General features: G+C 68.5%; 5 protein-coding genes. All 5 read left to right on the top strand.

Features of this window, described 5'->3' with window-relative positions; genetic code table 11:
• Window positions 1-77: 77 nt before the first annotated feature.
• The gene (locus AC14A7_RS05015) at window positions 78-989 is read left to right on the top strand and encodes a carbohydrate ABC transporter permease (RefSeq protein WP_484006835.1); all 912 of its coding nucleotides are present in this window, start codon (window positions 78-80) and stop codon (window positions 987-989) included.
• Window positions 986-1,816, top strand: a complete 831-nt coding sequence (locus AC14A7_RS05010) for a carbohydrate ABC transporter permease (protein ID WP_484006833.1) — start codon at window positions 986-988, stop codon at window positions 1,814-1,816. Before AC14A7_RS05015 ends, AC14A7_RS05010 begins: the two co-directional genes overlap by 4 nt.
• On the top strand, window positions 1,816-3,207 hold the full coding sequence (gene nagZ, locus AC14A7_RS05005) for a beta-N-acetylhexosaminidase (protein WP_484006831.1): 1,392 nt from the start codon (window positions 1,816-1,818) through the stop codon (window positions 3,205-3,207). Before AC14A7_RS05010 ends, nagZ begins: the two co-directional genes overlap by 1 nt.
• Window positions 3,204-4,133, top strand: a complete 930-nt coding sequence (locus tag AC14A7_RS05000) for an ROK family protein (protein ID WP_484006829.1) — start codon at window positions 3,204-3,206, stop codon at window positions 4,131-4,133. Before nagZ ends, AC14A7_RS05000 begins: the two co-directional genes overlap by 4 nt.
• Before the next feature lie 2 nt (window positions 4,134-4,135).
• The coding region (locus AC14A7_RS04995; protein ID WP_484006827.1) for a 6-phosphogluconolactonase at window positions 4,136-4,571 on the top strand (436 nt) is incomplete at its 3' end.

The raw sequence follows: 4,571 nt of genomic DNA, 5'->3' as shown, positions 1-4,571 counted from the left end.
CCCCCGCCCCTCCCCCCCCCCCCCCCCCCCCCCCCCGCCACACACACACACCAAGCCTCTAGAAAGGAGGAGCCGCCATGTCCACCGTCGCCCGTATCAGCCGCCGTCCGGTTCGCACTCCGTACCTCCTCCTGATCCCCGCCGTCGCCATCCTGCTTCTCGGCATGGGCTACCCCGTCATCTGGCAGATCGTCACCTCGACGCAGGAGTACGGTCTCGCCCAGCAGTTCGGCAAACCGGCTCCGTTCGTCGGCCTCGGCAACTACATCGAGCTCGCGACCAACGGCGAGCTGTGGGCCGTCGTCGCCCGCTCGCTCGTGTTCTGCATCGTCACCGCGTTCCTCACCCTTGCACTCGGCACCCTGCTCTCGCTGCTCATGACGGCGATCACGAAGACCGCGCGCCTCATCCTGCAGATCTCCCTCCTCCTCGCCTGGTCGATGCCGGTCGTTGCCGCCATGACCGTCTGGATCTGGCTGTTCGATCGCCGAAGGGGCGCGATCAACTACGTGCTCGACATGATCCCCGGCGTCGAGATGAACCGCTTCGACTGGCTGTCGCAGCCGTCGACGTTCTTCGTCGTGGCATCCATCATCGTCATCTGGATGTCGGTGCCGTTCGTCGCATTCTCTATCTACGCCGGCCTCACCCAGGTCTCTGACGAGGTCATGGAGGCAGCGCAGCTCGACGGCGCGAACGGCTGGCAGCGGTTCTGGGGCATCATCCTTCCGATGATCCGCCCCGTCATCTCGATCGTGCTGCTGCTGCAGCTCATCTGGGACCTCCGCGTGTTCACGCAGATCACGATGCTCAAGGATGCCGGATCCAAGTCGGGCGAGTATGACCTGCTCGGCACCTACATCTACAAGCTCGGAACCAGCTCGCAGGACTTCGGAATGGCAAGCGCCGTCTCGATCCTCGTGCTCGCGCTCACCATCGCGCTCAGCTGGTTCTACATCCGCAGCCTGCTCAAGGAGGATGCCCAGTGAGATTCCGCAAACCGCTCCTCTCGGCGCTCGCGATCGTCATCGCGGCCCTCTGGATCTTCCCGGTGTACTGGATGGTCAACTCGGCCTTCCTTCCCAACACCGTGCTGCAGTCGTTCATCCCGACCTTCTTCCCGGTGCCGGGCACCGCGTCGAACTTCGTCGGCGTCCTCGCCGACGGCTCGTTCGTCAACGCGCTCGGCATGAGCGTCGCCGTGACGCTGACGGCCGTGTTCTTCTGCATCGTCTTCGCCTTCCTCGCGGCCGTCGCCATCAGCCGGTTCCGCTTCCGGGGGCGCACGAGCTTCGTCATCGCGGTGCTGGTGGTGCAGATGCTGCCGGCCGAGGGCCTCTTCATCGCCCAGTACAAGATGGTCGCCGGCGCCAACCTGCTCAACTCGGTCATCGGCGTGAGCGTCATCTACGTCGCCGCCGTCGTGCCGTTCACGATCTGGATGCTGCGCGGCTTCGTCGCCGGCGTTCCGGCCGACCTCGAGGAGGCCGCGATGGTCGACGGGCTCAGCCGGTTCGGAGCGTTCATGCGCATCACCTTCCCCCTGCTCGCCCCCGGGCTCGTCGCCTCTGGCGTCTACGCCTTCCTCCAGGCCTGGAACGAGTTCACCGTTGCCCTCGTGCTGCTGCCCGCCGAGGCGGCGCACACGCTGCCGCTCTGGCTGCGCGGATTCGTGCAGGCCAGCGCCACCCGCGAGACGGACTGGGGCCAGGTGATGGCGGCATCCACTCTCGTCGCCGTTCCCGTGATCGTGTTCTTCCTCATCGTGCAGGGCCGCCTCACCAGCGGCCTCGTGGCCGGGGCGGTGAAGGGCTAGTGAGCATCGCTGCCAAGACGCTGCTTCCCGGCTTCGTCGGCACGACCCTTCCAGACTGGCTCGCCGCGCGACTGCGCGAGGGCCTCGCCGGAGTCTGCATCTTCGGCGGCAACATCGAGTCGCGCGAGCAATTGCGCGCACTCACCGATGCGATACGAGAGGCGAATCCCGATTCGCTCATCGCAATCGACGAGGAGGGCGGTGATGTGACCCGGTTGTACTACGCCCAGGGAGCGCCGTACCCGGGTAACGCCCTCCTCGGTCGCATCGACGACCTCGAGCTCACCGAGCACACCGGTCGACTGGTTGGCCGCGAACTGCGGGAGGTCGGCGTCAACCTCGACTTCGGGCCGGATGTCGACATCAACTCCAACCAGGACAACCCCGTCATCGGCGTGCGCAGCTTCGGCTCAGAGCCGAAGCTCGTCGCACGACACAGTGCCGCGTGGGTGCGCGGACTCGAGTCGACCGGGGTCGCCGCCGCGGCGAAGCACTTCCCGGGTCATGGCGACACCGCTCAGGACTCGCACCTCGCGCTCCCCGTGGTCGACCTCCCGATCGAGCAGTTGCGCGAGCGAGAGCTCGTGCCCTTCGCCGCCTCGATCGAGGCAGGAACCCGCGCGATCATGACGTCGCACATCATGCTTCCCCAGCTCGACGCAGCGAATCCTGCGACCTTCTCTGCCCGCATCCTGCAGCAACTGCTGCGCGAGGAGCTCGGCTTCGATGGCGTCATCGTCAGCGACGCTCTCGACATGGTGGGTGCGAGCGGCGAGATCGGCATTCCCGCTGCGGCGGTTCGCGCCATCGCCGCGGGCTGCGACCTGCTCTGCATCGGCACAGACAACACCGACGAGCAGCTCGGCCAGATCGAGCAGGCGCTCCTCGACGCCGTCGAGAGCGGCACTCTGCCGCAGGCACGGCTGCAGGATGCCGGGGCCCGCACCAGCTCCCTTGGTCGCGCCCTCGGCGGTACGGCCGAGGTGACCTTCTCTGCAGAGCCCCAGTTCGACCTCGGCACGACCGCGGCCGCCTTCGACGTGACCGCGGCCACTGTGGTGCGGGCGCACCGCACGGTCGTCGCGATCGAGACGACCGCGAACATCGCCATCGGCCAGGCGCCGTGGGGCCCGGCGGTCGACGCGCGCATCTCTCGTGGCGACTCCTTTCCGCCCGTGCGCGGCCAGCTCGTGCTCGTCGGCAAGGACAACCACCGGCGTGACTGGGTGCGCGACATCATCGACACCGCCCGCCGCGACCACCCCGACACGATCGTCGTCGACATGGGCTGGCCGAGCGACGACAGGACATATGCAGACGTCGCGACCTTCGGTGCGTCGCGGCACGTCGGCCAGGCGCTCGGCGCGTGGCTAGAGGAGGCTGTGCGATGAGCACGCGGGGAATGATGGTCGGGGTCGACATCGGCGGCACCAAGACCGAGGCGGTCGTCGTCGACCACGACGGAGCCGTTGCCGGCCGCATGCGCCTGCCAACGGGCTTCGGCCCTGACGCCGTGGTCGAGTCTGCGGTCGCGGCGATCACCGGTGCTGCGGCCGAGGCCGGAGTGGCGGTCGACACCCTCGCGACCATCGGGGTCGGAATACCCGGAACAGTGGATGCCGCCACCGGCCTCGTGACGCACGCGATCAACCTCGGCGTCGAGCGCCTCGAGCTCGGGCCGGTGCTCTGGCAGCGGCTCGGCATGCCCGTCCGCGTGGAGAACGACGTGAATGCCGCCGCGATCGGGGCGTTCCACGCCCTCGACCAGCCGGCCACGGCATCCATCGCCTATCTGAATCTCGGTACCGGCCTCGCGGCCGGACTCGTGCTGCGGGGAGAGCTGTGGCGTGGGGCCCGCGGGTCGGCTGGCGAGATCGGCCACGTGCTCGTCGACCCGAACGGACCGCTCGATCTCGATGGGCAGCGCGGCGGTCTCGAGGTCGTCGCCTCTGGCTCTGGCATCGCCCGTCAGTGGGCGACAGGGGAGGACAACCCGGTCACGGCGGTGCTCGACGCTGCCGACGCCGGCGATGAGCGTGCGATCGAGATTCGCCGCCGCCTGTTCGAGGGCGTCGCGGCCTCGGTGCGCATCCTCGTGCTCACCGTCGACGTCGACCTCGTTGTCATCGGCGGCGGTCTCTCGCGCCTCGGCGACCGGCTGCTCGACGGTGTGCGAGCCGTCGTGACCGAGTGGGAGGCGCTCTCGCCCTTCATCACCTCGCTGGAGCTGGGCGAGCGCATCACCCTCGTTCCGGCCGACGCACCGGTTGCCGCGCTCGGCGCAGCGCACCTCGGCGCCGGACTCGTCGAGGCATAGCCATGGCAGAGGTCACCATCGTCGGCTCTGCGGAGGAGGCTGGCGCTATCGCCGCAGACCTCATCGCGCGGCTCGTCACTGCGACGCCGGATGCCGTGCTCGGACTCGCGACCGGGTCGACGCCGCTCAGCACCTACGCGGCCCTCGCAGCCATGCGGCTCGACCTGTCGCGCGTGCGAGGCTTCGCCCTCGACGAGTACGTCGGGCTGCCGCCAGGCCACCCACAGAGCTATCGCGCCGTGATTACGAGGGAGGTCGTCGAGCCGCTCGGGCTCGTGCCGAGCAGCGTTCGCGTGCCCGCCGACGACGGTCTTCCCCTGCCGGGAGCGGGAGAGCGCTACGAGGCAGACATCTATGCCGCCGGCGGCATAGACCTGCCGATCCTCTGCATCTGCCGCACGGGGCACACCGGCTTTCTCTGCGGCATAGGGGTCGACG

This window comes from Conyzicola sp., assembly GCF_057073975.1.
This window is presented reverse-complemented; position numbering and strand designations above follow the sequence as displayed.

What these genes read in the sequence shown, in the direction of transcription:
- AC14A7_RS05015 (WP_484006835.1), top strand. Translation starts at nt 78, where the DNA reads ATGTCCACCGTCGCCCGTATCAGCCGCCGTCCGGTTCGCACTCCGTAC.
- AC14A7_RS05000 (WP_484006829.1), top strand. Translation starts at nt 3,204, where the DNA reads ATGAGCACGCGGGGAATGATGGTCGGGGTCGACATCGGCGGCACCAAG.